The sequence below is a fragment of the Haloleucobacter albus genome, assembly GCF_052492075.1.
In genome coordinates this window covers 1-25,590 of record NZ_JBQWAS010000030.1, presented here as the reverse complement: position 1 = coordinate 25,590, position 25,590 = coordinate 1, and the positions used below count along the sequence as shown (strand labels likewise).

The following is a 25,590-nucleotide window of genomic DNA, read 5'->3' as shown; positions in this document are numbered from 1 at the left end:
GAAAGGACAGGGAACGGGCGGCCGGATGCGCGCACCATCTTGCGCAGGCCCCCGCCCGTCCCCATCCTTCTTGCATGACGCGGAATGCGCGGGGATCAGGCATGAACCATGTGAAAACGGCGATGCTTCTGGCGGGCCTCACGGCCCTCTTCATGGCTGTGGGATTTGCCCTTGGCGGCTCGGGCGGCATGATTATCGCCTTTGTCGTCGCCACCGCCATGAATTTGTTCAGCTACTGGAACTCGGACAAGATGGTGCTGCGCATGTATGGCGCACGGGAGGTGGATGCCCACACCGCACCGGAGTTCTACAATCTCGTGGCCGAACTGGCGCACCGGGCAGAGCTGCCCATGCCGCGCGTCTATATCATGGATAATCCGCAGCCCAACGCCTTCGCCACCGGGCGCAACCCGCAGCATGGGGCCGTGGCCGCCACCACCGGGCTGCTCAACAGCCTGAGCCGGGATGAGGTGGCCGGGGTGATGGCCCATGAGCTGGCGCATATCAAGCATTATGACACGCTCACCATGACCATCACCGCCACCATCGCCGGCGCCATTTCCATGCTGGCGAATTTCGGCATGTTTTTCGCGGGCAGCCGTGGCAACAATAACGGGCCGGGCCCCATCGCCACCATCGCCATGGTGGTCCTCGCCCCCATCGCCGCCATGCTGGTGCAGATGGCGATTTCCCGCTCACGCGAATATGAGGCAGACAGGGGCGGAGCGGAAATCTGCGGCCAGCCCATGGCGCTTGCCTCGGCACTGGCGCGGATCTCCGGCGAAGCCCATCAGGTGCATAATGATGAGGCCGAGGCCAACCCCGCCACCGCCCATATGTTCATCATCAACCCGCTCTCCGGCGCGCGGATGGACAATCTGTTCTCCACCCATCCAGCCACCGAGAACCGCATCGCCGCTCTGCGCGACATTGCCGGACGCATGGGAGGAGGAATGGGAGGAGGAATGGGCGGCATGTTTCGCCGGGCATCGCGCCCGCAGGCGCAGACCCCGGCTGCGGATCGCCCGGCAAGCGGCCCGGCCCACGGACCATGGGGCCAGCGTGGCTCCGAAGCAGATGACAGGCCCCGCCGCGGACCATGGGGCTGAAGCGCGCCACCCTCACCCATGGAGGGCCGGGGACAATCTTTCCTGTCGAATCCCGGCGCTATCCACAGCTCCCGCGCTGACAGGGCGGCGCTCTCTGGCTAGCTTGTCGCCATGAGCAAGACAGCCGCCCCACCTTCAGCCGTATCGACCTCCCCCGCCGACGCACAGGACAAGCCAGCCCGCAAGGAGGCGCAGAAGGGCGCGCATAAAGTCACGCCCATGATGGCGCAGTTTCTGGAGATCAAGGCCGCCAATCCCGACAGCCTGCTGTTCTACCGGATGGGCGATTTCTACGAGCTGTTCTTCACCGATGCGGAAATGGCCTCGCGCGCGCTGGGCATCGTGCTCACCAAACGCGGCAAGCATCAGGGGCAGGATATTCCCATGTGCGGCGTGCCGGTGGACCGCGCGGAGGAATATCTCAACAAGCTCATCGCCATGGGCTTCCGGGTTTCGGTCTGCGAGCAGATGGAAGACCCGGCGGAGGCGAAGAAGCGCGGCGGCAAATCCGTCGTCAAGCGCGGCGTCACCCGGCTCGTCACTCCCGGCACCCTCACCGAGGAGACGCTTCTGGATGCACGGCGCGAGAATGTGCTCGCCGCCCTGGCCCGCACCCGCGCGGGAGCCGACGCCTTCACCTATGCGCTGGCCTTTACCGACATGTCCACCGGCAGCTTCCGCGTGGCCGAAACCACCCGTGAGGATCTGGCCGGGGATCTGGCCCGGATCAACCCGGCCGAGATTCTGGTGTCAGATACCCTGCTGGATGACGCCGAGCTGAAGGCCCTGCTGCGCGAATGGCCGGCGGTGACGCCCCTGCCGCGGCAGCATTTCGAGGGGGCCGGGGCCGAACGGCGGCTGGCGGATTTCTATGGCGTTGCGGCGCTGGATGCCTTCGGCGCCTTCAGCCGGGTGGAGCTGATCGCAGCGGCGGCCATCATCTCCTATGTGGAGCGCACCCAGCTTGGCGCGCGTCCGGCCCTGCGCCGTCCCGCCAAGGAGGCTGCCGGCGACATCATGGTGATCGACGCCGGCACCCGCGCCAATCTGGAACTGGTGCGCACCACCTCCGGCGAGCGCAAGGGCTCGCTTCTGGCAGCAGTCGATCGCACGGTAACGGCCGCCGGCGCACGGCTTCTGGCCCGGCGCATCGCCGAGCCGCTCACCTCTCTTGCCGCTATCCGCGCCCGTCACGATGCGCTGGAATATCTGCTGGAGGATAACGGTCTGCGCACCGAGTTGCGCAGCCGCCTGGCCAGTGCACCGGACATGGCCCGCGCCCTCACCCGCCTTGCCGTGAACCGAGGTGGCCCGCGCGATCTGGCCGCCGTGCGCGATGGCCTTTCCGGGGCGCTGGCCCTGCGCGATTTGTTTTCGCCCGCCGCCCCTCTCGATATCACCCGCTGTCTGGATGCGCTCGCTGATGTCTCCGCCCCTCTGGCGCAGAAACTGACCTCAGCTCTCGCCGATGAACTGCCCGTGCACCGGCGTGATGGCGGCTTCATCCGCACCGGCTATGAGCGCGAGCTGGATGATACCCGCGCTCTGCGCGATGAAAGCCGGCGCGTGGTGGCCGCGCTGGAGAAGCGCTATGCCGGGGAAACCGGCGTCAAAACCCTCAAGATCCGTCACAATGCAGTGCTGGGCTATTTTGTGGAGGTGACGGCGCAGAATGCCCCGCGCCTTCAGGCCCCCCCGCATGACGCCATCTTCGTGCATCGCCAGACCATGGCCGGGGCCATGCGTTTCTCATCCGTGGAACTGGGGGAGCTGGAAAGCCGCATCTCCAGCGCCGGCGAACGGGCCATGGGGCTGGAACAGGCGGCGTTCGAGCGGCTTGCCCAGGCCATTGTCAATGAGGCCGACAGTATCCGCCTCGCCGCCGATGCGCTGGCCGAACTGGATGTGCTGGCCGGGCTGGCGGAACTGGCCAGCGTGGAACGCCATGTGCGCCCCCATATGGAGGAAGGCTGTGCCTTCCGTATCGAGGGCGGTCGCCACCCGGTGGTGGAGCAGGCGCTGGCGCGCGATGGCGGCCCCTTTGTACCCAATGATTGCGACCTCTCCCCGCCCGATGGGCAGAAGGATGGGCGCATTGTACTGGTGACCGGGCCGAACATGGCCGGCAAATCCACCTTCCTGCGTCAGAATGCGCTGATTGCCGTGCTGGCGCAGGCCGGGGCCTTCGTGCCCGCCCGCGCCGCGCATATCGGCATTGTTGACCGATTGTTCTCCCGCGTTGGTGCGGCAGATGATCTGGCGCGCGGGCGCTCCACCTTCATGGTCGAGATGGTGGAAACCGCCGCCATTCTCAATCAGGCCACGCCGCACTCCCTCGTCATTCTCGATGAGATTGGCCGTGGCACCGCCACGTTCGACGGCATGTCCATTGCCTGGGCCAGTCTTGAGCACCTGCATGAGGCGAACCGCTGCCGCGCTTTGTTCGCCACGCATTTTCATGAGCTGACGGCCCTCAGCCAGCGCTGCGCCCGCCTCTCCAACGCCACGGTGAAAGTGACGGAATGGGATGGCGAGGTCATCTTCCTGCATGAGGTGGTGCCCGGCGCGGCGGATCGTTCCTATGGCATTCAGGTGGCCAAGCTCGCCGGCCTGCCCGAGCCGGTGATCGCCCGCGCCCAGTCTGTTCTGGCCGAGCTGGAAGCCGCCGAACGCGCCTCCCCCGCACAGAAGCTGGTGGATGACCTGCCGCTCTTCTCCATCGCCGCGCGACCGACCCCCACCGTGTCCACATCTGCCGGTGAGGCAAGCGCCCCCTCCCCCGCACTGGAAGCGCTGGAGGAGATCAACCCGGATGATCTCACCCCTCGCGAGGCGCTGGAAGCGCTCTACCGCCTCAAGGGCCTGCAAGCCGACTGACAGGACGCCGGCAGACAGAAGGCCAGCCGAACAACGCGCCAGCATCCGGGCGCACATCTGCCCGGATGCCTCCCCCGGTGTCGGAGAACAGGCTCAGTAGCCTGGGTCCAGCCCCAGATCATCCCGCGAGGTGAGCGCACCGGTCAGAAAGGCCAGATTCACCGCAGCGATCAGCGAGCCCGTATAGGCTTCGGTCTGCGCCAGTCGCGCATCCAGAAGGGCGGTATTGGCCTCGTTCGCCACCGTCACCGTACCCAGCCCGTTCTTGTAGGCATCGAGCGCGGCGTCATAGGTGGTGTTGGCCGCCTGCGCCAGCGCGCCCGCCGCCCGGTAGGATTCCAGTGCCGTGCGCAGCACATTGGACGCCACCACGATTTCGGACACAGCGACATTCTGGGTTCTGTGGAAAGTATGTTTCGCTGCCGTGGCCGCCGATTGCGCATTGCGCAGCTGGGCCGCCCGCAGGCCGCCATCATAGATCGGCATGGTGGCCCCCACCATCACGCCACTGGCCCCGAACTTGTCGCTGAACTCGGGCAATTTCCCCACATTATAGCGATAGCTGTTGGCGGCTGCGGCACCCGTCACGAACACCTTGGGCATATAAGCCGCCCCGGCCCCCTCCACCCCGGCCTCGCTGGCCTTGAGGGCGGCATAACTGGCCACCACATCCGGCCGGCGTGACAAGGCAAGCCGGATCATGCTCTCGGCGGTGTCATCCACACGGGTGGGCAAGGTGCGCCGCTTCGGCTCACGGATCTTCAGCGCCAAGGTCGGGTTCACCCCCATGGCGGTGAGCACGGCCTGATAACTGTCGCGCACCTGCCCCTCGGCGGTGACGACCCGCAGCTTCGATTGCGCCACCTGCTGACGAGCCTGCGCCAGCTCCACAGTGGTGGCCCGTCCATTCTCCAGCCGCGCATCCACCGCAGCCAGCACCGCATTGGAATTGGCGAGAGACTGGCGCGCCAGCCTCAAGGCGGATTGCGCAGCGCCATAACGATAATAGGCCGTGGACACATTCAGGATAAGCTGCTGATGCGCCGCATTGAACAGCACATTGGCGGCAAAGGAGCCCTGCTTCGCCGCCCGCGCAGCAGCATCCCGCGCGCCGAAATCAAAGAGCAGCCATTCAAACGCCACCATGGGCGTCACGCCCTCACCGGAAATATCCACATTGCGTGCGCCGATGGGGACGGGATTGGGCAATGGCATGTTGAAACCACCAGCAAACACGCTGGCCGTGATGAGCGGCAGATAGGTGGCTTCCACCATGCCCACCCCCAGTGCGGCTTGCCGGGCATGCTCCCACGCAATGCGGGTGGTGGGGCTGCTGCGCTGAGCCACATCAATCAGCTCGGCCAGCCCATAGCTGCGCCGGGTATCAATCTGCGGACTGTCGGCCATCTGCGCCAGCTCGGGGTTGGCCGGAATGGTGAAGCGCGGTGCGCGGCCATCCGCCGGCGCGTCCTGTCCGCCCTGCTGCCCGGATGGCAGCGAGGCGAAAGCCGGGCCTTCGCCCTCGGCCCTCGGGGTCCAGGGAGCATCGGGAGAAGAGGGCGCAAGTTGCTCGGCATTGGGAGCGCAGGCCGCCAGCACAAGACCGGCCACAGCCAGCCCGGCCACACACCGGAACAAGCCGGCAGAAAGCTTGTGCATCACTGCCGCGCCCCCTTCACGCGCGCCAGACAGGAAAACCGGCAAGGCAGACATCTTCCGCATCACCGCCCCCCTCCTGCCGCCAGCGCGCCATTCATCTCACCGGAGAGCCCGCCAGAGGCCCCCAGCTCCTCCATACGGCCCAACCGCAGGCGCATGCTGGCCGGCGCGTGCAAGTCATCCTCCCCCGCAGCCGGGGCCTGGCCCGGCACACATTCCGAGCCGGAGCCCGCCACCCCCACACTCTGCGACAGGCGGGACAGGCGCGCCGACAGCGCGGACAGATCATCCTGGGAAAGATAGATTTCGCGGTTCAGAATGCTCACCTGTGCGGTCATTTCGCTGAAATTGATCTTTTGTTGCGCTGAAAGCTGCAAATGTCGCGGCTCGAAAGGCAACAGGAAAAGCTGGTAGCGAATACGCCCCACCAACGTCTCCACCACCGCGGCCTGCGCCACATGCAGATTGCGCTGTTCGGGCGCGATGGAGGCCAACCGCGCCATACCGGCCAGCGCTTTCGCCATATTCTGCCGCACCGTGCCCGCCAGTGGCGCCGGGCGAATGAGGGTGGAGACCAGATAGACGGCTACATTGCCTACCAGAATACCAACAATCCTGTCCCATCCAGAATCCAGACTGGTGGTGGGGCTGAAGCCCTGCAACACGCACAGGAAGAAGGCAAGGCCGATCTGCACCCCCGCATAGGCCAGGCGCTCATTGGCGGTAGAGACCCAGCCCGCCACCAGCGTGGCGCCAAACATCAGCGCCATCAGCTGCCACACCTCATCCATATGCGGCATGATGTAGAGAATGGCGAAAAAGCCCATCGCCGCCCCCACCAGACAGCCGCTGATGCGCAAGGCCAGCTTGTGAACCGTCTCGCCCGTGGTGCCCAGCGCGGCCACATAGCAGGTGATCATCGCCGTATGGATGCCCTGCCAAGAGATCGCGTCATACAGGATGTAGCAACCAATCGCCGCCAGCGTAATCTTGAGGGCGAACTGCTGATAGGCCGGGTTGGTCAGGGCGTCCGGCGCAACGAACGGCTCCTGCGGGGCCGGAATGAAGCGGGGCTGGCGCGCGCTGGACATCAGCATCAGCGCATCGCGCGCCCCCAGTTCCGCATGGCCGGCATTGGGGCGCAGGGAAGCTGGTGCGGTCATGGGCAGGCCGGCCGCCAGCGCATTCTCCGCCGCGCGAATATCGGCCAGCAAGGTGGCGCGAGCCTCTTCAGGCACATCCTCCGGCAAAGCCCCGGCCGCCAGCAACAGCTTGTAGGAAGCATGGACATCCACCGCGATTTGTGCGGCGGCAGCCTTCGGGGCCAGATGGAACAGGCGGACAAAGGTCGCGCGTTTCAGCGCGTCCTCATTGCCCTCCTGCAACAGCTCCTCCAGCTTTTCACGGTCTCCCTCCAGCGCCTGTCGGGCGGCGGCCAGCCGCTCGGCCATGGCCACCTTCAGCACACGCAGGGTGGAAGGACCGAACAGCAGGGAAAACAGCGCCATCACCACCAGCGGCATCACCGCCATTTCCCAGGCGAAACGCAGCCCCTCGGAAACAAACGTTCCCTCCGGCACCATATCCAGCAAGGTCAGCATGAAAGCGAAGATCAGCGCCACCACGCCGCCGGCCTCCCCCAGCTTCGTCGCCGCCCCGATATAGAGAAACACGAAGGAGAATAAGGCCATCGCCAGAATCCGCAGCAGCGGAGAAGAGATGGTGAGCAGCACCACAGCCAGCAGCAGAAACACCACGATGCTGATGAGGAACGCCGCAGCAACGGGCACAATGGTATTTTCGGTGCCATCCGGTTTCATCAGGAAGATGACCAGATAGCAACTGATGGCCGATTCCGGGATGCCGTACATCATCGCCACCCCGGCCACGATGGCGCAGATGGCGGCGATGCGCCAGGCCACGGCAAAGCGCAGCGGAAAGGGCTTCAGATCCGCGATCGTCTGGCGGACCATCTGCCGCAGCGGGGATTCAGCAGTCTGTTCCATGCAGCACAGTCACGACAGCTGAAGCGCCGATGCGCGTCAGGTCTTCGGGAGGGTCGAGCAGCCGCACGCGCACTGGAAAGCGCTGGGCGATACGCACCCAGTTCAGGGTTTTGGGCACATAGGGCAGCGCCCGCGGCAGATTGATAAGCTCTGCGGAGGTGACCCCCCAACCAATACCTTCCACCACGCCCTTCACCGGGCGGGCGCTGTCTGCAAGAATATAGACGCGACCGCAATTTCCGGCGCGGATCAGCGGCAGTTCGGTTTCATCAAAGGCGGCGGAGGCATACCAGTTCGCCGTGTCGATCAGCGTGAAGAGAGACTGGCCGGAGATGACGAACTCACCCGAAGAGGTATGCAGCCCCACCACAAGCCCATCATGCGGGGCGTAGACCTTCGCATTTTCAAGATTGTACTGCGCCATGGCCAGCGCGGCGCGGCGGGCGCGCACCAGCGCCTCACCGGAAGCGGCTGAAGTCACCAGCTTGTCCGCCGCCTCCTTCTGCTTGATGGCCTGGGCGAGGCTCACCTCGGCGTCATCACGCAGGGTGCGGGCGTCATCCACCTGCTGGCGGGTGACATAGCCCTTGGGGGCCAGCGCCGTGAGACGGGCCAGCGTTGCTTCCGTCAATGCCAGATTGGTGCGGGCGCGGGTAATCTGCTGGTCTGCAATCTCGGCATTGGCCTTCTCGGCCGCGATGCTGCGATGCTGGGTTTCCAGCGCGGCCTCGGCCAGCTCCAGATCCGCCCGCGTCTGATCCACCAGGTGCTGAAGCGGCGCCGGGTCCAGCTCGAACAGAAGATCGCCCTTGCGAACCCGGCCGTTTTCCTTCGCATGAATGGCGATGATCCGCCCCGGCACGATGGAGGAGATATTCACCGTATTGGCGACGATGATCGCATCTTTCGAAGTCGGGTAGTTTTCCGCCCGTTGCAGATAGAGCCAGCCCAGCACGCCGGCCGCCACAATGATGACCGCCGCCACCACCAGCCCGATGGGCCGCGCCTTGTGCCCGGCATAGGGCGAATGCGTCTGCGCGGTGGCCGACGCCGCCGTGGTCTCCGCATTGGTCCCCACCTTGGCAGCGTTGGATTGTTCGGACTTTTCAGGCTGGGTCATGGCTCAAAGTCCGTAAATGAAAAAGGCGCAGGCAAAGCTGATAATGGCCGCAAGGCAGCTATAAACCAGCAAGCGCACGGGAAGCTGATCGTCCAGCCCCAGATGCACAAACACCGCCCGCATCACAAGCGCACCTATAATGCCCAGCGTCAGGCACAGCATCCATGAGGGGAAATAGGCCCCGTAGAGAAAGAAAGACGGGCTGGGCGGGGCTTCGGCACAACCGGCCAGAAACAGGGCGGGCCAGAGCCCTGCCCCGACACGAGCCGCACCTGACGGCCGCCTGCCGCAGCAGATGAGAAGCCGGGAGAAAGACCTCATCACGACACCGCACCTGTAAAGGGCGAAAAAGACAAGCCCGGAACGCGGCGCGCAAGATACCCAAAAGATCCGCTCGCCCCATATGGCGGGACATATGCCTCAACCATTGCGCCCCCCTGACTCAGCATCTCAGCGACCTAACATATCTGTTCTTCATCGAACAGGGCGTGCGCGCCACACCATCCGTGAAAGCAATGGCTCCTTCTTATCAGGCATCAGCTTTTGCTGTTATCTGCATCTTGTGCCTTCTGTGCCTCGACACTGAGGTGGAAACACTTTCCCCATCTGTACGATTTCACGCCCTCACGGCCGATATAGTATCGGGCCACAGGCCAACTGCGGACGCGCCCGGCCCCTCCCTTCGCAGGCGGCATGATGATGCAAGGCAAGTGCGAAGCCGACTAACCCCATAAACGACCTTGCCAAAACACATATGGCGCGTCTATCGCTCAAGATGGTTGTCGTGCAGGAGCCCCCATGTCTCAGGATTCCATCCGGCTGGAAAAGGTCAGCAATCTCCTGAGGCTGGCCATTCAGCTCGCCAGTACGGCAGAGGGGCTGACGCTTGATGAAATCGCCCGCGAATTCGATGTCAGCCGCCGCACAGCAGAGCGAATGCGCGATACGGTGCGCGGCCTGTTTCCCGCCTTTGACACCCGCCCGGATGGCGCCCAGCTGCGCTTCTTCATCAATGGCGGCCTGCACCCCTTCATGGTGGCCCCCACGGCAGCAGAATTGGCAGAACTGGATACCCAGATCCGCCAACTGGAGCAGACAGGCCACAGCTCCCGCGCCACGCAACTGCACAGCCTCACCCACAAGATACAGGCCGCCATGCGCGGCAACCATAAAAGGCGTATGGCGCCAGATCTGGAAGCCCTGTGCCGGGCTGAAGCCATCGCCCGTTCCGTCGGCCCCTCCAGCTCAGCCGACGAGCGCATTCTGGAGTTGTTGCGCACAGCCCTGCTGACCATGAAACAGGTGCAGTTCATTTATGCCTCGCCCGGCAAGGCGGAAGAACCGGCGGTGTCTTCCCCACTGCGCACTGTCGTGCCCTATGGCCTGCTGTTCGGTCGCAATGCCTATCTGGTGGGGCAGCAGGTGCAGCGCAGCCAGCCCGTGCTCTGGCGGCTTGATCGCATGAGCCAGCTGCACCTGACAGAAGAAGCCGGTGCCCCGCCGGACAGCTTCGATCTGGACACCTATGCCGCCCGCTCCTTCGGCACCTATCAGGAGCAGCCCAGCACCGTGGTGCTCCATTTCACCGCCCAGGCGCGGGCGGAGGCCGAACGCACGATTTTCCACCCCACCCAGAAGCAGGCCCCCCTGGCCGATGGAGGGCTTGAGGTCACCTTCACGGCCGGAGGCTTGCTGGAAATCGCACATCACCTCTTCACCTGGGGCGATCAGGTGGACATTATCGAACCAGATGCCTTACGCTCTCTGATGGTGAAGGAACTGGAGCGCGCCCTAAATCGCCATAAATACGCCACAGCCTGATTGGGCGGCTGAATGCCAAACGCCAAATGAGAGCGACCGGAACTGACACATCATGGGTTCAAACATCCAGTGTCTCCGGAGATAACAATAGGAAACAGGGATGAACCCCACATTGAAATCCGACGAGCGCCGGGATTATTTACTGGCCTATCTACAATATGCGCGCGAAGACGCCTGTGCACTTGATGACACTTTGGGCCTTCTGGTTGATTCCGCCATTCACCGCCTGAAGACTCTGGCCGACAAGCCCGAGAGCCGCTCATACCCGGCATATCTTGCAGCAGGTAGCCATATGCACGCCTGCCCCCCGCCGGAGCACCCCCTTCATCCAGGCTGATACATTCTTCAGGCGGAAAAGCAAAAAAATCCGGCCAGACGCCTTGCGTCTTTCTGCAAAGCCGGATAATAGAAACGCCTTCGCGAAACGCTCCCATCGTCTAGCGGTCTAGGACGTCGCCCTCTCACGGCGAAAACAGGGGTTCGAGTCCCCTTGGGAGCGCCATTCGCTTTTGCATCCAAGCACCATATGCAATATGCGCTGTTGCTGGCCAGTCTTCTTCGGATGAATTAGCCACGCACTTCATGCCTGATGCCCGCGCATGAGCCGACCGATTTACTGCACGCGCCCAAGATGCACCGGGCTGCGATCCGCCTTGGGCGCTTCCCTTGAGCCTTCATGTTTTTCGCGCGTGGCGGCCCTTATATTTCGGCGCAGATAAGCACCAGGCAAGGGAGGCTGTGCTCCCTCACCCTTGTTTCTTTTCTCAAGCTGAAAGACTGGCTCTGCCAACAGCAAAGCTCGTCTTCCCTCACTGGCTGTGAAAATCTGCCTTGCGCTTTTCAAGGAAGGCGCCCATGCCCTCGCGCTGCGCCGACGTGCCGAACTGGCGGTGAAACAGGCGGCGTTCCCAGGCCACACCTTCAGCAAGAGAGAGTTCCTCGGCCCGCATCACAGCCTCGCGCGCCAGCCGGGTGGTGGCGCGGGCATAGCCGGCAATGGTGCGAGCGGCGGTCATGGCCTCCTCCACCACCTTGTCATCGGGCACCACACGGGCGACCAGCCCGGCGCGCAGAGCCTCTTGTGCCCCCATCATCCGCCCCGTCAGATGCATGTCCATGGAGAGGGCCCGGCCGATCAGCTTCGTCATGCGCTGGGTTCCGCCCATACCGGCAATGACGCCCAGCTTCACTTCCGGCTGGCCGAATTTCGCGCCTTCTCCGGCAATGGCGAAATCACACATCATCATCAGCTCGCAGCCACCGCCCAGCGCATAGCCATTCACAGCCGCGATCTTAGGGGTGCGCACTGCGGCGAAATGATCCCACAGCGAGAAGAAATCGGCCTCGACCATTTCCTCGGCAGTCTTGTCCACCATTTCGGAAATATCGGCCCCCGCCGCAAAGGCGCGCTCCGAGCCGGTCAGGACGATGGCGCCGATGCCGGTATCGGCCTCCAGTTCCAGCGCGGCGGTCGTCACCTGTTCGCACAGGGCAGAGTTCAGGGCATTGAGCGCCTCGGGCCGGTTGAGGCGAAGCAGCGCCACGCGGCCCTCCCGCGTGATTTCGACAAGCTGGGTCATGGTCCCCTCACAGGTTGCGGGCGATAACGAGGCGCTGCACCTCGCTCGTGCCTTCATAGATCTGGCACACGCGCACATCACGATAGATGCGCTCCACCGGATAATCCGCCAGATAGCCGTAGCCGCCATGGATCTGGATCGCCATGGAGCATATGGCCTCCGCCATCTCCGAAGCGAACAGCTTGGCCATGCTGGCTTCCGTCAGGCAGGGCTTTCCGGCCTCGCGCAATTGCGCGGCGCGCAGCACCATCAGCCGGGCGGCGTCAATGCGGGTGGCCATGTCCGCCAGCTTGAAGGCGATGGCCTGATGTTCAGCTATCGGCCGGCCGAAGGTGATGCGCTCCTTCGCATAGGCCCGCGCCGCCTCATAAGCGCCGCGCGCCATGCCCACGGCCTGTGCCGCAATGCCAATGCGCCCGCCCTCCAGATTGGCGAGGGCAATCCTGTAACCCTCCCCCTCCTCACCCAGACGGTTCTCAACCGGCACCCTCATATCGGTAAAGGCCAGCGCGCAGGTATCCGAGCTGTGCTGGCCCAGCTTGTGCTCGACGGACATCACCTCATAACCGGGCGTATCCGTCGGCACGATGAAGGCGGAAATGCCCTTCTTGCCTGCTGCCGGGTCCGTTACCGCGAACACGATCACCACCGCGCCATTCTGCCCCGAAGTGATGAACTGCTTGGCGCCATTGATAACATAATGGTCGCCCTCGCGCTGGGCGCGGGTCTTCAGCGCAGAGGCATCGGAACCGGCCTGCGGCTCGGTCAGGGCAAAGCCGCCAATCCATTCGCCAGAGGCCATTTTCGGCAGGAAACGGGCCTTCTGCTCCGCCGTGCCAAAGCGCAAAATAGGCACGCAGCCCACAGAACTGTGCACGGACACAATGGTGGAGCAGGCCCCGTCAGCAGCGGCGATTTCCTCCAGCGCCAGCGCATAGGCCACCATGCCGGTTTGCGAACCGCCATGCTCCTCGGGCACCAGCATGCCCAGAAAACCGAGCGCGCCCATTTCCATCAGTTCAGCCCGCGGGAAGGCATGGGCGCGGTCCCGCGCAGCCGCACCGGGCGCCAGGCGTTCACGGGCGAAGGTGCGGGCGGCCTCGCGGATCTGTTCCTGTTCCTCGCTCAGCATCAGTTCAGCCTTTCTATGGCCATGGCCGTGGCCTCACCACCGCCAATGCAGAGGGATGCGACGCCACGGCGCAGACCATGGCTTTCCAGCGCTGCCAGCAATGTCACCAGCACCCGCGCCCCGGATGCGCCGATGGGGTGGCCCAGCGCACAGGCCCCACCATGGATGTTCACGATGTCATGGGACAGGCCCAGATCATGCATCGCCGCCATGGCGACCACGGCAAAAGCCTCATTCACCTCATAGAGGTCGAAATCGCCCAGCGTCATGCCGGTGCGGTCCATCAGTTTGCGGATGGAACCGATGGGCGCGGTGGGAAACAAGCCCGGCTTATCCGCATAAGTGGCATGGCCCAGAATGCGGGCGCGCGGGGTCAGCCCCCTGCGCTCGGCCTCGGAGGCGCGCATCAGCAGCAGGGCTGCCGCCCCGTCCGAGATCGAGGAACTGTTGGCCGCCGTCACCGTGCCCCCCTGCCGGAAGGCCGGTTTCAGAGTCGGAATCTTGTCCGGCCGGGCCTTGCCGGGTTGCTCATCCACGCTGACAAGCTGCTCGCCGGCGCGCGTGCGGATGGTGACGGGCGCGATCTCATTCCTGAACTGCCCGCCTTCAATCGCCTTCTGCGCACGGGTCAGCGAGCTGATGGCGAAGGCGTCCTGCGCCTCGCGGGTGAATTGGTAGGCAGTGGCGCAATCCTCGGCGAAGGTGCCCATCAGGCGGCCCTTGTCATAGGCATCCTCCAGCCCGTCCAGGAACATATGGTCCATCACCTGGCCATGGCCCATGCGATAGCCACTGCGCGCCTTGGGCAGCAGATAGGGCGCGTTCGACATGCTCTCCATGCCGCCGGCCACCACAATATCGGCGGAGCCGGCGAGAATCTGATCATGCGCCAGCATCGCCGCCTTCATGCCCGAGCCACACATCTTGTTCACGGTGGTCGCGCCAGCGCCCAGCGGCAGGCCGGCCTTCAGCGCCGCCTGTCGCGCCGGGGCCTGCCCCTGCCCTGCTGGCAGCACGCACCCCATGAGAACCTCCTGCACGGCATCCGGGGCGAGCCCTGCCAATGCCCCCTCAATGGCCGTCGCCCCCAGCGTTGAGGCTTCCACAGTGGCGAAATCCCCCTGAAAGCCCCCCATGGGCGTGCGCGCCGCGCCGACAATGACGATAGGATCAGCAGCCATGATGGCCTCCTGTTGCAATGCCTGTAAGGCAGGGATGTGAGCGTGTGGCGCGCATCATTTCGCAGCCATGCGCAGCGCGCCATCGAGGCGGATGACCTCGCCATTCAGCATCCGGTTTTCAGCGATATGGCGCACCATGGCGGCATATTCCGAAGGATGGCCCAGCCGTGGCGGGAAGGGCACGCTGCGGCCCAGACTGTCCTGAACCTCCTGCGGCATGCTGGTCATCATCGGGGTGGTAAAGATGCCCGGTGCAATGGTGACCACCCGGATGCCATGTCGCGCCAGTTCGCGCGCGGCCGGCAGGGTCAGCGCGGCCACGCCGCCCTTGGAGGCTGCATAGGCCGCCTGCCCCATCTGCCCGTCATAGGCCGCAATCGACGCTGTATTGACGATGACCCCGCGCTCGCCATCCTCCCCCGGCGCATTGTGCGTCATCGCATCCGCGGCCAGACGCAGAATGTTGAAGGTGCCGATGAGATTGATGCCGATGGTGCGGGAGAAACTCTCCAGCCGGTGCGGGCCATCCCGGCCTACAATCTTCTCGCTGGGGGCAACGCCCGCACAGCTCACCGCCACATCAATGCGCCCAAAGGCTTCAAGCCCGGCCGCCACGGCCGCCTCGGCCGAGGCGGCGCTGGTGACATCCGTGGCCACGAACCGGGCCGAAGGGCCCAGTTCTTCCGCCATGGCCGCACCCGCCTCGGCATTGATATCCAGCAATATGGCGCGCGCTCCGGCATCCACCGCCATGCGCGCCACCGCCGCCCCCAGCCCCGAGCCTGCGCCGGAGATGAGAAAGACCCTGTTTCCGATCTGCATCACAACCCCTCAGTCGCGCGTCTGCTTTTCGATTTCGGCCTTGCGCAGCAGAAAACGCTGGATCTTGCCGCTGGGTGTGCGCGGCAGATCGGTGACAAATTCGATGATGCGCGGATAGGCATGGGCCGAAAGCCGCGTGCGAACATGCTGCACCAGCTCATCGCGCAACGCCTCGTCGCCTTCGACATCCTGCGCCAGCACCACAAAGGCCTTCACCAGCTCCGTGCGTTCCGGGTCCGGCACGCCAACCACGGCCACCTCGGTCACGGCGGGGTGCTCAATCAGGGCGCTTTCCACATCGAAAGGACCAATGCGGTATCCCGAGGAGGTGATGACATCATCCTGACGGCCAATGAAGCTGACGGAGCCATCCGGTTCGAACTCCACACTGTCTCCGGTGCGGTAATAGCCGCCGGCCAGCGCGGGCGTGGTCTGGTTCAGATAGCCCGTGAACCACATGAGCGGAGAGCGCGCCATATCAATGGCCAGCACTCCGGGCTGGTTTGGCCCCAGCTCATGGCCGGCCTCATCCAGCACCACCACGCGATAGCCCGGCATGGCCAGCCCGGCCGAGCCCGGCCGCACGGGATGTTCCAGCCCGTGATGATTATTCACGCACATGCCCATTTCGGTCTGGCCGTAATGATCGTGGATCGGTGCATCCAGATGGGCCTTGAACCAGCGGATGATTTCCGGGTTCAGGGGTTCTCCGGCGGAACTGACGACCCGCAGACGCCCCTTCACATCTTCCGCCGCCTCCGGCCCCGCCGCAATCAGCAGCCGGAAGGCCGTGGGCGAACCGGCAAGGCTGGTGACCCCCAGCCGGCGAATGGTGCGATAGGTTGATTCTGCCGTGAAGCCACCTTCAAAGAAAGTGGTGGCCTGCCCCAGCAGCAACGGGCCTGTCACGGCATAATAAAGCCCATAGGCCCAGCCGGGATCGGCAATATTCCAGAACACATCATCTTCGCGCAGATCAATGGCGTCACGCATGTAAGCGCCAAAGGCCAGAAGGGCGCGCAGCGGCACCGGCACCCCCTTGGGCAAACCCGTGGTGCCCGAGGTGGACATCATCATGAACAGGTCTTCCCCCCGCCGCGTCACCGGCTCGAACACGGTGGAAGACGCCGCCAAAGCGGCGCGCAAATCAATATCCTGCGGGGCCAGCACCTCATCCCCGGTGCGCACGGTGACCACCTGCGGACAATCGGGAATATCATCCAGCTTGGCCCGGTTCGCGGTGTTCGTCACCACCAGCCGCGCGCCGCTCGTCTTCAGCCGGTGCCCGATGGCCTTGGGGCCGAAAGCCGTGAACAGCGGCTGATAGACCGCCCCCAGACGCCAGGCCCCCAGTATCGTCACCATAAGATCCAGCGTGCGCGGCAACAGGCCGGCGATCACATCACCGGGGCGAATGCCCTTCTCATGAAAGAGATTGGCCGCCTGCGCGGACAGATCCCGCAGCTGCTCGAAACTGTACTCGGTCAGGCTTTCATCGGCGGCGATGCAGCGCAGGGCCACACGGCCCGAACCGCAATGCCTGTCGCAGCATTCCACACAGGCGTTCAGCCCGGTTTCCAGATCACCACGCAGGGTGGCCATCGTTTTTTCGATACGGAATTGCGCCACGGCGTCATCATAGCCGGGCCGCGTCGGGGACGGGCGCGTCACAGACATGGGTTTCCTCCTCCAGCATACCGCTTGTGCGGCTTATTGCCTTTCAAGTGAGGTTACTGGCCGCCGCATTGCAAACAATGACATTGACAGCCAGATTATGTGATCGGTTTTGCAACATCGGAGGCCGCATGGAACGCCGGATGATTTCGCCCGGCTTTGTCGAGGATGCGCTTGATTGCCTGATCCGCCGTGGGCTTGATCCGGCCCCGCTGCTGCGGGAAGCCGGCATTGACCCGCATCTTTCAGAGCCGGTCTCGAACCTGCAATATGGCCGGCTGTGGCTGGCCATTACTGATCTGATTCAGGATGAGTTCTTCGACGAGGCTGCGCGCCCCATGCGGCCCGGCAGCTTCACGCTGCTGTGCCATCTCACCCTTCATGCCGGCACGCTGGAAAAGGCCCTGCGCAAGGCGCTGCGCTTTCTGGCCATTGTGCTGGATGATCCGACCGGCAAACTGACCCAGCAGGACGGCCGCGCCGAGATTGTGCTTCACGACCGCAACTGCCCGCGCCGCGCCTTTGCCTATCGCACCTACTGGCTACTGCTCTTGGGGGTGATGTGCTGGCTGATCGGGCGGCGCATTCCCCTGATGCGGGTTGATTTCGCCTGCCCGGCTCCACAGGATCGGCGAGATTATCACCAATTCTTCGGCGCTCCGGTGCATTTCAACCAACCTGTCAGCCGGCTTATCTTCGCTGCACCTTATCTGGCCCTGCCCATCATCCGTGACGAAAAAGCGGTAAAGGGGTTCCTGCGCGGTGCGCCGGCTAATATTTTACTGCGCTACCGCCACGATCAGGGCCTTTCCGCCCGCATCCGCACCCGGTTATGCGCGCTGCCGCCCGAGGAATGGCCCGATTTCGATGCCCTCGCAGATGATCTGAAACTATCACCCGCCACGCTGCGCCGACGGCTGCGCAGCGAGGGCCAGGCTTTTTCTGCCATTCGCGCTGAAATCCGCCAGATGCAGGCCCAGCAGATGCTGCGCGAAACCAATCTCAGCGTCGCAGAAATCGCCTCAAGGCTGGGTTATGGCGAGCCCAGCGCCTTTCATCGCGCCTTTCAGAAAATGGCAGGAACCAGCCCGGCCAGTTTCCGCCGCACGGCTGCCGCCATGGCAGGAAGATAAAGCGCGACTACGGAACCGCCTCTTGCGCGCCATCACATTCCGAAGCTGACCAAACGGCCGGAAGCACGCTGGGGTTGCACCCTCATCTTCTGCGTCCAACCGCATGGCGCCAAGCACATGGTTTACCTGTTCGTATACATTTGGAAGACACAACCTATAGGCGAGTGCGAGATGACACCGCGCCGTCTTGACCCATCGCTTGTACTGGCAGAATAAAACAGGCACTGTCAGTGCCTTATGCGCACAGAGGCGTTATACTGCCGAGCGTCGTTTGTGTTGTTGTGCAAACCATTTGGTGTGATGATATGACCCTGTCCAGTTCTGGCGAGGCCCGAGCCCTGGCTGTCGAGGATGAAGAGGCTCTTTCCCCCGCCCATATGGCGGCGGTGGAGCGTCTGCTCGCTGCCGTTCAGGAGCTTTCCTTTTCCCAGACCCTGGAAGATGTGCAACGCATTGTGCGTACCGCTGCGCGTGAAATTACGGGCTGCGATGGCGCAACCTTCGTTCTGAATGATGGCGGCATCTATTGCCGCTACGTGGATGAAGACGCCATTGAACCCCTGTGGAAGGGGCTGCGCTTCCCACAGGATATCTGCATCAGCGGCTGGGTGATGCGCCATCGCCAGCCTGTCGTCATTCCCGATATTTATGCTGATCCGCGCATTCCGCAGGATGCCTACCGGCCCACTTTCGTGAAAAGTCTGGTCATGGTGCCCATTCGCACCATGCAGCCTCTGGGCGCCATCGGCAATTACTGGGCCCACCATTACGAGCCCACCACGCTTGAAGTGCAAATGCTGCAATCTCTGGCGGATTCCACGTCCGTCGCCATGGAAAATATCCGCATCCAGAGTGAAATCGAACAGCAGATCGAAAACCGCACGCACGAATTACAGCAAGCCAACAGCGAAATTCAGAAACACGCCACCACAGATGACCTCACGGGCCTTCTCAACCGCCGTGGTTTTGAAGCGCGTGCGCGGGCCAGCATGCGGCGTGGCACTCCCTTTCTGCTGGCCTTTCTGGATGTGGACGGGCTGAAGAAGGTAAATGACCAGCAGGGCCATGCTCAGGGGGACGCTCTTTTGAAAGATGTCGCCGAGGCCATTCGCACCAGCTTTCGTGAAAGCGACATCATCGCCCGCATGGGCGGCGATGAATTCTGTGTCTTGATGACCAGGCCCTCCATTGACGCAGCCACGCTGAAAGCTCGGATGGAAGCGCATGTGGCGCAGATGAACGCCTCTTTGGATCGCCCCTACCGGATCAGCATCAGCATGGGCGCAGTGGAGGCCACGGCGCAAGCCGATGGCCTTCTGGACACCAGTCTGGAGGAAGCGGACCGGCGCATGTATCAGGAAAAGGCCCGGCGCAAGGCGGCCCGCAGAGGCTGAAGAGGCCCACGCGGGCAACCGCCCCATACAGCTTCCCCCTTACGGCCTTCCATGAGCCCCCGCGAAGGGGCCTGAGATAAGGCCCCGCATTGCGTCACGCGCCCCCGTGCCCTATCACCGGCCCGCCACTTTGGAAAAGGGCGAAAGACCGGCCGGGGAGAGGCCGCACATTCATGCGCATTGATCGTCTTCTGGTAGAACGCGGATTGTTCGAGAGCCGTGCGCGGGCACAGGCGGCCATTCAGGCCGGGCTGGTGCGCGCTGATGGCGTGGTGGTGGCCAAGCCTTCCGCCAATATTGCCGAAACCGCCGAGATCCACGCGCAGGATGTGCATGATTATGTCTCCCGCGGAGCTCTCAAGCTGGAAGCTGCTCTGGAGGCCTTCGGCTTCGACCCGAAAGGCTGCACCGCGCTGGATGTCGGCTCCTCCACCGGCGGCTTCACAGAAGTGCTGCTGCGCCGGGGCGCACGCCATGTATTCGCGGTGGATGTCGGCCATGAACAGCTTCATCCCCGCCTGCGCGGCCATCCGAATATCACCCTGATGGAAGGCACGGATATCCGCACTGTTACCCCACAGCAGCTTGGCCGCCCGGTGGATCTGGTGGTGACGGACGCCAGCTTCATCTCGCTGGGGCAGATCCTGCCTCCGGCGCTGGCCTGCACCGGCCCGGCGGCCCGGCTGGTGGCGCTGGTGAAGCCGCAGTTTGAAGCCGGACGCAGCGCCCTCAAAAAGGGCATCGTGAAAGACCCGCAGGTGCACGAGCAGGTGTGCGCCGACGCCCACGCTCTGGTGACAGCGCTGGGCTGGCAGGTTCAAAACATCATCCCCTCTCCCATCAGCGGCGGAGATGGAAACCGGGAATTCCTGCTGGGAGCCGTGCGCACATGACAATGGATACGCCCCTTGAACTGACCATCTCCCGCATGGGCGCACAGGGCGATGGCATCGCGCAGGGACCGGATGGCCCGGTGTTCGTGCCCTATGCCCTGCCCGGTGAAACCGTGCGCGGCACGCTGGAAAAGGATCGCTTCCGACTGGAGGAGATCCTCACCCCCAGCGCCGAACGAACCGCTCCTCTCTGCACACATTTCGGCCGCTGCGGCGGCTGCCTGCTGCAACACTGGCAGGCCGCGCCCTATTTCCGCTGGAAGCGTGAACTGGTGGCAGAGGCCCTTCAGAGGGAAGGGCTTGAAACCGAAATTGCCCCACTGATGGATGCCCATGGGGTGGGGCGACGGCGTGTCATTTTCCATGCCCGGCGCTATGGCAAGCGCACCGTGGTGGGCTTTGCCGAACGGCGCTCTCATACCATGGTGGATCTGGAAGAATGCCCGGTGCTGTCCCCGGAACTGGACCAGGCCATGCCAGCCGCCCGCGCTGTGGCCGAAATGCTGGCCTCCATGAAGAAGCCGCTGGATCTGCAACTCATCGCCACCGAAACCGGGCTCGATATGGATGTGCGCGGCTCCGGCCCACTGCCCCCCACGGTGCTGATGGATCTGGCGGACATTGCCGAACGCTTCAATCTGGCTCGTTTCACCCGTCATGGGGAATTGCTGCTACAACGCGCCGCCCCCATGCTGACCATGGGCCGGGCGCAGGTGGAACTGCCGCCCGCCGCCTTCCTGCAAGCCACGCTGCTGGGGGAGGAAACGCTGGCGCGCCTTGTGACTGAAGCCGCGCTGGGCGCAAAAAAGGTGGCGGACCTGTTCTGCGGCGTCGGCACCTTCGCCCTGCGTCTGGCCGAACAGGCGCAGGTAACGGGCGTCGAGAACCATGCCGGCGCGGTCAAGGCCATGCAGCTCGCCAGCCACACCGCCCCCGGCCTGAAGGTGGTGAAAGGCGAGGTGAGAGACCTGTTCCGCCGCCCGCTCATGCCGCAGGAACTGGATGCGTTTGATCTGGTCGTGATTGACCCGCCCCGGCAAGGTGCGGAAGCGCAGGCGCGCGAACTGGCCGGCACCCGCAAATTGTCACGTCTGGTTTATGTCTCCTGCAATGTCAGCAGTTTCGCGCGCGATGCCCGCCTGCTCACCGCCAGTGGCTGGACGCTGGAGAAGGTGACGCCGGTGGATCAGTTCCGCCACTCCCCCCATGTGGAGCTTGTGGGCCTCTTCCGGCGCTGAAATCAAAGGCTTTTTCCTGCGGGCACAGGGGATCTGCTGTTGGGGCACCAACAATTCACATTGTGAATGTGTTTTATATTGACGTCTCACAAAAAATTATTGATTAATCTGAGCCGGCGCGCTACCTCCTCTTTCCACATGTAAGGGGCCGGGTTCATGGGCGGCTTCATGGGCGAGTTCATGCGCCACGCTCACGGGTCGCCACCAGGGCAGCCCGGAGCCACGCCGCAGCCCGGCAACAGGGAGTAGCCGCGACGATGTCATCTGATCGCATGACGCACCTCAAGCGTCTGGAGGCCGAATCCATCTTCATCATGCGGGAGGTGGCCTCCGAGTTCAGCAATCCGGTGATGCTGTATTCCATTGGCAAGGATTCAGCCGTGATGCTGCATCTGGCCATGAAGGCGTTCTACCCCTCCAAGCCGCCTTTCCCGCTGCTGCATGTGGATACCACCTGGAAATTCCGCGAGATGATCGCCTTCCGCGATCGCATGGCGCAGGAGCTGGGTTTCAACCTTCTCGTGCACAAGAATGCGGAGGGGCTGGCGCAGAATATCAATCCGTTCGACCATGGCTCCAGCCTCTACACCCATGTGATGAAGACGGAATCGCTGAAACAGGCGCTGACCAAGCATGGCTTCGACGCCGCCTTTGGCGGGGCCCGTCGCGATGAGGAAAAGAGCCGCGCCAAGGAGCGTGTTTTTTCCTTCCGCACCGCCAATCATGGCTGGGACCCGAAGACCCAGCGCCCGGAGCTGTGGAACCTCTATAATACCCGTGTGAAGCCGGGCGAGAGCATCCGCGTCTTCCCCCTCTCCAACTGGACCGAGCTGGATATCTGGCAATATATCCTGGCCGAGCGTATCCCTATCGTGCCGCTCTATTTCGCGGCTGAACGCCCTGTGGTGGAGCGCGGCGGCCAGCTCATCATGGTGGATGACGAGCGCTTGCCGCTGAACCCCGGCGAGGTGCCGCAGATGAAGCGTATCCGCTTCCGCACGCTGGGTTGCTATCCACTCACCGCCGCTGTTGAGAGCGATGCCGACACGCTGGAGGGCATTGTGGGCGAAATGCTCACCGCCCGCACCTCCGAACGCGCCGGTCGCCTGATTGACCATGACGAAGCCGCCTCCATGGAAAAGAAGAAGCGGGAGGGCTATTTCTGATGACCCATCAGCCTGAAGCCTCGGCTTTCTCCGAATATCTGGCCGCACAGGAAAACAAGAGCCTGCTGCGCTTTCTGACCTGCGGCAGCGTGGATGATGGCAAGAGCACGCTCATCGGCCGCCTGCTGTATGACACAAAGCTTCTGTTTGAAGACCAGTTGGCGACCCTTTCCGCCGATTCCCGCAAGCATGGCACAGCCGGTGATGATCTCGACTTCGCCCTGCTGGTGGACGGTCTTGCGGCGGAGCGCGAACAGGGCATCACTATTGATGTCGCCTATCGCTTTTTCTCGACAGACAAGCGCAAATTCATCGTGGCGGACACCCCCGGCCATGAACAATATACGCGCAACATGGCAACGGGGGCCTCGAACTCGGATCTGGCTGTCATTCTGGTAGATGCCCGCCAGGGCATTCTCACCCAGACACGCCGGCATTCCTATATTGTGAAGCTGCTGGGCCTGCGCCATGTGGTGCTGGCGGTAAACAAGATCGACCTCGTGGACTTCTCTCAGGAGCGGTTCAACGAGATCGTGAAAACCTATTCCGAGTTTGTCTCAGATTTCGGCTTTGAAACACTGGTGCCGATCCCGCTTTCCGCCCGCTATGGCGACAATGTGATTGAGCCCAGCGCCCACACGCCCTGGTATGATGGCCCAACCTTGCTTGAGCATCTGGAAACCGTGCAGGTGGCCAATGATGCGCTCGCCCGGCCCTTCCGCATGCCGGTGCAGTGGGTGAACCGTCCCAATCTCGATTTCCGAGGCTTCTCCGGCACCATTGCCTCCGGTGTGGTGAAACCGGGTGATGCGGTTGTGATTGCCGGCTCGGGCGCCACATCACGCATCAAATCCATTGTCACGCAGGATGGCGATCTGAATGAAGCCGCAGCCGGCGAGGCCGTGACCCTGACACTAACCGATGAAATTGACGCCTCGCGTGGCGACATCATCGCGGCCGCCGGGGACAGACCTGAAGTTTCCGACCAGTTCGCCGCGCATCTCATCTGGATGCATGATGAAGCCCTGCTGCCGGGCCGCCCCTATCTCATCAAGATGGGCACGCGCACGGTGGGAGCCACCATCACCGAGATCAAGCACAAGATAGATGTGAACAGCTTCCAGCGTCTTGCCGCCAAGACCCTGGCGTTGAATGAAGTGGCCGTGGTGAACCTGGCCACGCATGAACCCCTGGCCTTTGATCCGTTCGAAGACAATCCGCAAACTGGCGCCTTCATTGTCATAGACCGCATGAGCAATCTCACGGTCGGGGCCGGCATGGTGGATTTCGGCCTGCGCCGCGCCACCAATGTGCACTGGCAGGCACTGAATGTATCCAAGGAAAGCCGCGCCACACAAAAGGGCCAGCGGCCCGTGGTGCTCTGGTTCACCGGCCTTTCCGGGGCTGGCAAATCCACCGTCGCCAATATTCTGGAAAAGAAGCTGCACACGGAAGGTCGCCATACCTACCTTCTGGATGGTGACAATGTGCGCCATGGCCTGAACAAGGATCTCGGCTTCACCGAAGCCGACCGCGTGGAAAATATCCGCCGTGTGGCCGAAGTGGCGAAGCTGTTTGCGGATGCCGGACTTATCACCCTCGTCTCCTTCATCTCCCCCTTCCGGGCCGAGCGCCGCATGGCGCGCGAACTGATGGGAGAGGGCGAATTTGTCGAAATTTTCGTGGATACGCCGCTTGAAGTCGCGGAAAGCCGAGATGCCAAAGGCCTCTACAAGAGAGCCCGCGCCGGACAGATCAAGAATTTCACCGGCATTGACAGCCCCTATGAGGCCCCGGAGGCGGCTGAAATCACGCTGGCTGGCGGTGTTGATGCCCCCGAGGCCATGGCTGACAACATTCTGGGCTGGCTGAAGGACCACGACTATGTGAACTGATGAGGTCACTCGGTTGGGCCGCATCTAAATTTTCAAAAGGGCGGCATGTCTGACATGTCGCCCTTTTCATTGGCTGCTTATGGCAGGTCAGCACGCGCAAGATGACTTGGCCCGTGCACGGCAAGATGTGCTACAGACCGCAGCATGACTTCAAGTGCTTCCAATTCCTCATTCGCCCCGCAGGCCTCCGCCTCTGAAGACAACCAAAAGAGCGCGGAAGACTGCTCGACTCCAGCTCAGGAACCCTTCTGGCGCACCACGCCTCTCTCCGCCATGACAGGCGAACAATGGGAGAGCCTGTGTGACCGATGCGGACGCTGTTGTCTGGTCAAGCTGGAAGATGAGGATACGGGTGAGATTGCCTATACGGATGTCGGCTGCCGTTTGTTTGACACCAAGAGCTGCGGCTGTGCGGACTACGCAAATCGAAGCCAGACAGTCCCGGAATGCGTGCGCCTGACACCTGAGGTGGTCGAAACACTCAACTGGCTTCCTCCAACATGCGCCTATCGTCTTGTCCGGGAAGGCAAAGATCTCCCCTTTTGGCACCCTTTGGTGAGCGGAGATTATGGGAGTGTTGTTTCTAGCGGGATATCGGTATTTGGGCGGGTTTCTGGGCTAGAGGATGAGTTTCACATTTTGGAGCTTGTTGAGCATGTTGTCTCATGGCCAGAGCGTTGGCCACGTGGCGCGAAGAGTTCTGGCGCGAAGGGGCGCGGCCGAAAGTAATCGGCGCATGATTTTTTTAGTTTATTTTTTGACGCGAAAAACCCCCGTCTTGGAGGACGGGGGTTTTTGATAATTTTTGTGATCTGGTTTCCATGAGCTTTGCAGGCCTGGCAGCGACCTACTCTCCCGCGTCTTGAGACGAAGTACCATTGGCGCAGAGG

General features: G+C 63.0%; 19 protein-coding genes, 1 tRNA gene and 1 pseudogene. 12 read left to right on the top strand and 9 right to left on the bottom strand.

Features of this window, described 5'->3' with window-relative positions; translation table 11 throughout:
- Positions 1 to 101 precede the first annotated feature (101 nt).
- Together htpX and mutS are read left to right on the top strand one after the other, a co-directional pair.
- Positions 102 to 1,109 carry a zinc metalloprotease HtpX gene (gene htpX, locus ACT6QH_RS13710; RefSeq protein WP_444975386.1) on the top strand — a complete coding sequence of 336 codons (1,008 nt, stop codon included), beginning with the start codon at positions 102 to 104 and terminating at the stop codon, positions 1,107 to 1,109.
- Between the two features lie 111 nt (positions 1,110 to 1,220).
- Positions 1,221 to 3,986: a DNA mismatch repair protein MutS gene (gene mutS, locus ACT6QH_RS13705; protein ID WP_444975385.1), complete on the top strand. Its 2,766-nt coding sequence runs from the start codon at positions 1,221 to 1,223 to the stop codon at positions 3,984 to 3,986.
- A gap of 93 nt (positions 3,987 to 4,079) precedes the next feature.
- Here the strand turns inward: mutS and ACT6QH_RS13700 are convergent, their stop codons facing one another.
- The 4 genes from ACT6QH_RS13700 to ACT6QH_RS13685 are packed head-to-tail and all read right to left on the bottom strand — an operon-like array spanning position 4,080 to position 9,092.
- Positions 4,080 to 5,708 carry a TolC family protein gene (locus ACT6QH_RS13700; RefSeq protein WP_444975384.1) on the bottom strand — a complete coding sequence of 543 codons (1,629 nt, stop codon included), beginning with the start codon at positions 5,706 to 5,708 and terminating at the stop codon, positions 4,080 to 4,082.
- Positions 5,708 to 7,651, bottom strand: coding sequence for an FUSC family protein (locus ACT6QH_RS13695; protein ID WP_444975383.1), 1,944 nt, complete (start codon positions 7,649 to 7,651; stop codon positions 5,708 to 5,710). The genes ACT6QH_RS13700 and ACT6QH_RS13695 overlap by 1 nt, the downstream gene beginning before the upstream one ends.
- Positions 7,635 to 8,771: a multidrug transporter subunit MdtN gene (gene mdtN / locus ACT6QH_RS13690; RefSeq protein ID WP_444975382.1), complete on the bottom strand. Its 1,137-nt coding sequence runs from the start codon at positions 8,769 to 8,771 to the stop codon at positions 7,635 to 7,637. Before mdtN ends, ACT6QH_RS13695 begins: the two co-directional genes overlap by 17 nt.
- Positions 8,772 to 8,774: 3 nt before the next feature.
- Entirely contained in the window at positions 8,775 to 9,092 is a 318-nt protein-coding gene (locus tag ACT6QH_RS13685) for a YtcA family lipoprotein (protein ID WP_444975381.1), read from the bottom strand.
- 477 nt (positions 9,093 to 9,569) lie between these two features.
- Here ACT6QH_RS13685 and ACT6QH_RS13680 point away from each other — a divergent pair, with 477 nt between their 5' ends.
- The 3 genes from ACT6QH_RS13680 to ACT6QH_RS13670 all read left to right on the top strand — a co-directional run bounded on the left by ACT6QH_RS13680 (position 9,570) and on the right by ACT6QH_RS13670 (position 11,094).
- The gene (locus ACT6QH_RS13680) at positions 9,570 to 10,592 is read left to right on the top strand and encodes a helix-turn-helix transcriptional regulator (RefSeq protein ID WP_444975380.1); all 1,023 of its coding nucleotides are present in this window, start codon (positions 9,570 to 9,572) and stop codon (positions 10,590 to 10,592) included.
- Between the two features lie 100 nt (positions 10,593 to 10,692).
- Entirely contained in the window at positions 10,693 to 10,929 is a 237-nt protein-coding gene (locus ACT6QH_RS13675; protein WP_444975379.1) for a hypothetical protein, read from the top strand.
- 89 nt (positions 10,930 to 11,018) lie between these two features.
- Positions 11,019 to 11,094: transfer RNA gene (locus ACT6QH_RS13670), tRNA-Glu, on the top strand.
- 307 nt (positions 11,095 to 11,401) lie between these two features.
- Here the strand turns inward: ACT6QH_RS13670 and ACT6QH_RS13665 are convergent.
- From ACT6QH_RS13665 to ACT6QH_RS13645, 5 genes are read right to left on the bottom strand one after another with little or no spacing between them, the layout of a single operon-like run.
- On the bottom strand, positions 11,402 to 12,172 hold the full coding sequence (locus ACT6QH_RS13665) for an enoyl-CoA hydratase-related protein (protein ID WP_444975378.1): 771 nt from the start codon (positions 12,170 to 12,172) through the stop codon (positions 11,402 to 11,404).
- A 7-nt stretch (positions 12,173 to 12,179) separates the two neighbouring features.
- Positions 12,180 to 13,307, bottom strand: coding sequence for an acyl-CoA dehydrogenase family protein (locus tag ACT6QH_RS13660; RefSeq protein ID WP_444975558.1), 1,128 nt, complete (start codon positions 13,305 to 13,307; stop codon positions 12,180 to 12,182).
- Positions 13,304 to 14,485 carry an acetyl-CoA C-acyltransferase gene (locus tag ACT6QH_RS13655; protein WP_444975377.1) on the bottom strand — a complete coding sequence of 394 codons (1,182 nt, stop codon included), beginning with the start codon at positions 14,483 to 14,485 and terminating at the stop codon, positions 13,304 to 13,306. Before ACT6QH_RS13655 ends, ACT6QH_RS13660 begins: the two co-directional genes overlap by 4 nt.
- Before the next feature lie 54 nt (positions 14,486 to 14,539).
- Positions 14,540 to 15,307, bottom strand: coding sequence for an SDR family NAD(P)-dependent oxidoreductase (locus ACT6QH_RS13650; RefSeq protein ID WP_444975376.1), 768 nt, complete (start codon positions 15,305 to 15,307; stop codon positions 14,540 to 14,542).
- A gap of 9 nt (positions 15,308 to 15,316) precedes the next feature.
- Positions 15,317 to 16,984, bottom strand: coding sequence for an acyl-CoA synthetase (locus ACT6QH_RS13645; protein WP_444975375.1), 1,668 nt, complete (start codon positions 16,982 to 16,984; stop codon positions 15,317 to 15,319).
- A gap of 128 nt (positions 16,985 to 17,112) precedes the next feature.
- Here ACT6QH_RS13645 and ACT6QH_RS13640 point away from each other — a divergent pair, with 128 nt between their 5' ends.
- The 7 genes and pseudogenes from ACT6QH_RS13640 (at position 17,113) to ACT6QH_RS13610 (ending at position 25,429) form a co-directional block, all read left to right on the top strand.
- Complete coding sequence (locus tag ACT6QH_RS13640) at positions 17,113 to 18,114, top strand: AraC family transcriptional regulator (protein WP_444975374.1); 1,002 nt, start codon at positions 17,113 to 17,115, stop codon at positions 18,112 to 18,114.
- Between the two features lie 305 nt (positions 18,115 to 18,419).
- Positions 18,420 to 19,508 (top strand): GGDEF domain-containing protein, encoded by a 1,089-nt coding sequence (locus ACT6QH_RS13635; protein ID WP_444975373.1) that lies wholly within the window; start codon positions 18,420 to 18,422, stop codon positions 19,506 to 19,508.
- A gap of 173 nt (positions 19,509 to 19,681) precedes the next feature.
- Positions 19,682 to 20,401, top strand: a complete 720-nt coding sequence (locus tag ACT6QH_RS13630) for a TlyA family RNA methyltransferase (RefSeq protein ID WP_444975372.1) — start codon at positions 19,682 to 19,684, stop codon at positions 20,399 to 20,401.
- On the top strand, positions 20,398 to 21,639 hold the full coding sequence (locus ACT6QH_RS13625; RefSeq protein ID WP_444975371.1) for a class I SAM-dependent RNA methyltransferase: 1,242 nt from the start codon (positions 20,398 to 20,400) through the stop codon (positions 21,637 to 21,639). Before ACT6QH_RS13630 ends, ACT6QH_RS13625 begins: the two co-directional genes overlap by 4 nt.
- A gap of 182 nt (positions 21,640 to 21,821) precedes the next feature.
- Positions 21,822 to 22,805: pseudogene (cysD, locus tag ACT6QH_RS13620) on the top strand (sulfate adenylyltransferase subunit CysD); the annotation flags it as partial.
- Entirely contained in the window at positions 22,805 to 24,700 is a 1,896-nt protein-coding gene (gene cysN, locus ACT6QH_RS13615) for a sulfate adenylyltransferase subunit CysN (RefSeq protein WP_444975370.1), read from the top strand. The pseudogene cysD and the gene cysN, both read left to right, overlap by 1 nt.
- Before the next feature lie 144 nt (positions 24,701 to 24,844).
- Positions 24,845 to 25,429 (top strand): YcgN family cysteine cluster protein, encoded by a 585-nt coding sequence (locus tag ACT6QH_RS13610; protein WP_444975369.1) that lies wholly within the window; start codon positions 24,845 to 24,847, stop codon positions 25,427 to 25,429.
- The last annotated feature ends 161 nt before the right edge of the window (positions 25,430 to 25,590 follow it).